3 protein-coding genes are annotated in these 4925 nt (G+C 34.8%); 1 reads left to right on the top strand and 2 read right to left on the bottom strand.

The genetic code is table 11. The annotated features are described in order from the left end of the window. Positions 1-839, top strand: an 839-nt coding sequence (locus C6H22_RS07795) for a hypothetical protein (RefSeq protein WP_233707093.1), incomplete at its 5' end; no start/stop codon positions are given. Between the two features lie 280 nt (positions 840-1119). On the opposite strand, the gene C6H22_RS07790 is transcribed toward C6H22_RS07795, so the two are convergent. Together C6H22_RS07790 and C6H22_RS07785 are read right to left on the bottom strand one after the other, a co-directional pair. Further along, positions 1120-2538, bottom strand: coding sequence for a sodium-dependent transporter (locus C6H22_RS07790; protein ID WP_104694714.1), 1419 nt, complete (start codon positions 2536-2538; stop codon positions 1120-1122). 533 nt (positions 2539-3071) lie between these two features. Then, positions 3072-4925 (bottom strand): sulfatase-like hydrolase/transferase (locus tag C6H22_RS07785; protein WP_233707092.1); only part of this gene is annotated, 1854 nt, incomplete at its 5' end.

Genomic DNA, 4925 nt, shown 5'->3' with positions numbered 1-4925 from the left:
TTTTTTATATACGATATCAAGCTGTTGGAGGATTTTACGAGTATTGGGCACCTTTTTTTCTACCATACAATCCCTTGGAATATCCAGCCTACATTAAAAATACCCTTTTGGACATCTACCTTGGATTTACACCATTTGCTAGAGGTTTTATAATACCCTTTTATATGTTTCTTTCTTGTGTAGGACTCTATGCCCTATACAAGATACGAGAAGATCTTTTTGTAACTATTCTAAGTATGCTTGGTATCTATGTAGGACTTTCTCTAATGCACATCTACCCATTTGGACATGATGGAATTATAGGTGGTAGGCTCTCGCTTTATATGTCAAGTATATTTTTTTTAATATGTGCCTTAGGGGGGGGGGATATCTATGCACGAATCAAACACATCAGAGTATACAGAGTTGTAAGCACGCTAAGTCTTATTGTTATATTTTTACTCCCTGCACTCTATCGGCACATACGAGTGATGAGTGCTAATACGCATCACATACAACAAACCCATACTTTTATCGAACAAATCGCGACACAATTAAATCCGAAAGGTTGTGTGCTGGTATATAAGGCATCTGAACGAGCATTTGACTATTATACACGACTTGACAATCTTACAATCCCATATACCGTATTTGATTCTGATCTCGCATCCTTCCAACAACTTCTCCAAAACACTTCTAACTGTGAAACTATATGGATTCTTGCAAGCCATTTTCCAAAAGAACCTTGGGAGAATCAACTTAAGGATTTAGCACTCGGTATCGATGAAAAAGCAACGATCTATGCAGATACAGGATCCCTACTTATAGTCTTATCACGAAAACAAGGAATCACAAACTAGTGATTCCTTGTTTTCAAGAAGTCAATCATACCCACTCACACACAAACATTTAACCCACATCTTTGTATGGAAAAATACAAGTCTCATCTCTAGAGGAGATCAAGAAGCATTGGATTTGCATTAATACAGCCTAGATGCAATTGAAATCACGAGAATATTTTGAAGTAAGCATAATTAATCTTTGGAAAGCTAACTAATTATAATCGCTAAAAAACAGAAAAATAAAGAATAACTACTAAAAACACATACACTAGAAACCAGAATATAAGTTTCTAATGCATCACGCATGTAATTTCCACACAAAATTCACAACTTCATACACAAAAATTGCCAATACCATAATCGGAGCTAAAACCCTAATGGCAAAAAGCCAGAATTCAAACATAACGGGACCAAAATAGTCCTTTGTCCATTCTCGCAAATGCTCTTTTTTGATCGCATAGCCCACAAATACACAAGCAGCAATTCCTCCAAATGTCATAATCACATTAGCGCTAATCCAATCAGCCCAATCAAACAAGCTCTTGCCTACAATCTGTAGTTCCTTGTGATTTTCATTAAGAGAGAGTATCAACATACTTCCTACAATAAAAATAAGCACACTCAAGCTCCATGAAAGAAACACTCTATTTTTACCAGTTTTATCCTCAAGCCACTTGATAGATGGCTCAAGAAGCGAAATTGTGCTAGAAAGACCTGCAAAACCCAAACCTATCATAAACAACATACAAATTATAATCCCTGCCGTGCCCATTTTTTCAAACATTACAGGGAGAGTAATAAACACCAATCCAGTTCCAGCCCCTACATCACTTGCGCTACCATATTCAAACACAAAGGTAAAAATCGTAAGACCTGCAATGATGGAAATCACAATACCGGGGATGAGCACCCACAATGCAGCATAAAAGAGATTTTGATTTTTTTGTGTAAAGGCGGCATAGGTAATCACGATACCAACGCCAAGAGATAGGGAAAAAAATACCTGCCCCATAGAATCTACAAGCACACTCGGAGTAATCTTATCAAACAAAAAGCTAAAAAGCTGTTTGCCAGATTCTATCAATCCATGATCTTGTATGCTCTTAAAATCAAAACCTGAAGCAAACATAAAATTTACACTCTTTCCAAAGCTATCCATACTTATCGCATATATCAACAAACCTATAAAAATGACAAACAATAAAGGCATAAGAATAAAGTTAAGTTTTTCGATGCCACTCTTTATGCCTTTTGCAACAAAATACGCTGTAAGCGCCATCACCACGCCAAAACTTAGAATCTGTGCCCAAAAATTCTGTGTAAGTGTGCCAAAAACTACTTTACTCTCCGCCATATTTGAGGGGAGATGGAGACTTACAGATGCCAAGTAATAACATACCCAACCCAAAATTACACCATAAAATGTAAGAATAAGAGGACCGCCAATCACAGTAAGCCCAGCATAATGCCATCGCTTATGTTTAGTTTCATCAAGTTCATAAAATGCATCTTGTGCATTTTTGTGTGTGCGATTACCCATAAGCATTTCAGCCACTAGCATAGACACACCAATAACCACAGATATAAATACAAAAAGCATAATAAATACTGCACCACCATTTTGCCCAGCCATAGTAGGAAACCGCCAAATATGCCCCAAACCAATGGAGCTACCAAGTGTCGCCATAATAAAACCAATTTTAGAAAATGTTGTCATGTTTTCCCTTGAAAGTAGAGTGAGAAAATACAAAAATGGCATTGTAACCAAGATTATATAATACGCTAAGTGTTGGGAGATAAGAGAGATATGCTATTTGCGTGGTATATTGTTTGTGCTTTATCCTTACTACTACAAACTCCAAAACCAAGCTTACAATCTATTGTCGCCATACTGCTCTATAACAATACGGATACTCTCACAACTCTTAGCGCATCAGAATCTTTACTATGCATTAATACATTGCATTTGTGCTTGATACTTTCAAGATTTGCGCCACTTATAATCTTTGCTATTATTTATAAACGCTTCACGAGATTCAGTAATGATCTCTTGACGTCTTGTATCTTGCAAAGTTGGTGCTAATGCACCAACTTTGCACATCTTTAAGCCATTTCTGATATATCTTAGAATCACTCAAAGTCGCATAATCCACTGCACCAAGCACACTACACAAACATATCAAAAAACAAATATTTCATCACTTTGCATTCTCTTTTGTAACTTATATATACCATATTCTAATAAGAACATTATTTAATTTCTTGAGTAATTTCATGCCAATTATTAGGATCTAATACATTGTCATCAATACGCCATATTTTCTCAAACAATAAACTATTGGCATTTCTTGATTCTTCACTCCAGTGCACATTTAATGTATGAACAAGGCTCCTATGTTTAGGATAGTGTTCCAAAACATTTGTAACTTCACAAGTAAGCCCCAGCTTATCGCACAAGATTCCATAAACATCAGCATTACTCACAAGACGCATATCGATCTCAAATGGAGTATGAGACTTAAAAGGTTTAATAAGCAATAATGGATTTGGATTATTCCCTAACGAGTATCCACTTAAGCTTTTATGTGCAATAAGATCATTATAGCTATGATCACTTACAAAAACAATCATTGTGTTATCGTATATTTGATTTTGTTTTAAAAAATCAAGGATCTTAGTAAACTCTCGCACCGCACACACCTCATTGTCATAATGATTTGGATTATTGATATATGGTACATACTCATTGGGTAGGATGCTTGATGGATTTATCTGCGGTTTACATTCATTTGCCTCTAGTGCAAATGGATAATGCGTATGATATGTATGTATATACTTAAATATGGGTTTATTATCCTCTGTTTCATGTACTATACCAAGATTTTGTGCAAAACTTGGTAGGATCGAAGCAAGCTTGACTGCATTTATGAAAGTACCAATCTGTGTATCGGCGCCAAAAATCCATGAATAATTACCAAATATAAATTGCTTATATATAAGTCGTGAACGCAATGTATATGGTGAAAAATAGAAAAGCCCAATAGAACTCATTTCACCAATTGGAACGTTTTGTGATCTGATGGCACGAATATATTCATTCACGCCTGTATGATTGATATAATATTGTGTATACCCAACACCATGGTCAGCATAGATTCTAAGACTTTCATCTGAATCTTTTTCGTCAATATGTGGCATGTTATAGGAATGTACAACATAATTAAAACTATTAAGTTTTTTATAAAACTTAATAAGTTCATCATGTGCATATTGTGAATAAGCTTGTAAATTTTTATCACGATTATTTATGGGGCTTGTTTTAAAGCCAGTTAATATTGTATGTGCTGTTCTTGTAGTATGTCCATCCACAGAAATCGTATTTGGATAATAAACAAACCCCTCAAAATCATTTTTGAAGTTAGGAAATTGTTCAAGAATGATCTCTAAGTGAGAACCACTAAAGCCATCAGAAAGCAAAATAAGTACATTAGGGTGGTTTTTGCTAAAAGAACCTAATTCAGCATGAAAAGATGGTAATTCACCACTAACCTGATTTTGTGATAAAGATAAATGATTACTTATGCGGTCACTTATAAGCACCATATAATAACCTGACATAATTACAAGAGTAATAAGCAGAATTTGCCACATACGCAAAAACCAACGAGGTCTAAAGAAAATTACCAACACTAAAAAACACAAGATTGTACATATACCCAGATCATACCAATAATCTTTAGGAACCGGTATACCATGAGGATTTTTAAAAGTAAAATTATCTATTTCAGAATAACTTTCACCCGTAGCAATATTGTAATTAAAAATAAATGTATAAACCAATCCTATAGATAAAATTACACTTACACCATATGTGCCAAATTTAAGCAGTCTTGTGCGATAAAAAAAGCTCGTGATATAAACACTTAAAAAACTAAACAAGAGAAAAAAGCCAAATAATCCACCTAGTGTAGCAACACTTCTACTCGGATCAAATTGACTCACATCCGAACTGTATACGGCAAATGGCGTAAAAACAAAGATAAGAAAAAAAATATTCAGCAAGGCAAAGATAGCAATATTGCGATAAAGCAGATAAATATTAGG

Source organism: Helicobacter equorum, assembly GCF_900198655.1.
Lineage (GTDB): Bacteria > Campylobacterota > Campylobacteria > Campylobacterales > Helicobacteraceae > Helicobacter_F > Helicobacter_F equorum.
This window is presented reverse-complemented; position numbering and strand designations above follow the sequence as displayed.

Coding starts and splice junctions, on each gene's coding strand:
- C6H22_RS07790 (WP_104694714.1), bottom strand. CDS start 2,538: ATGACAACATTTTCTAAAATTGGTTTTATTATGGCGACACTTGGTAGC.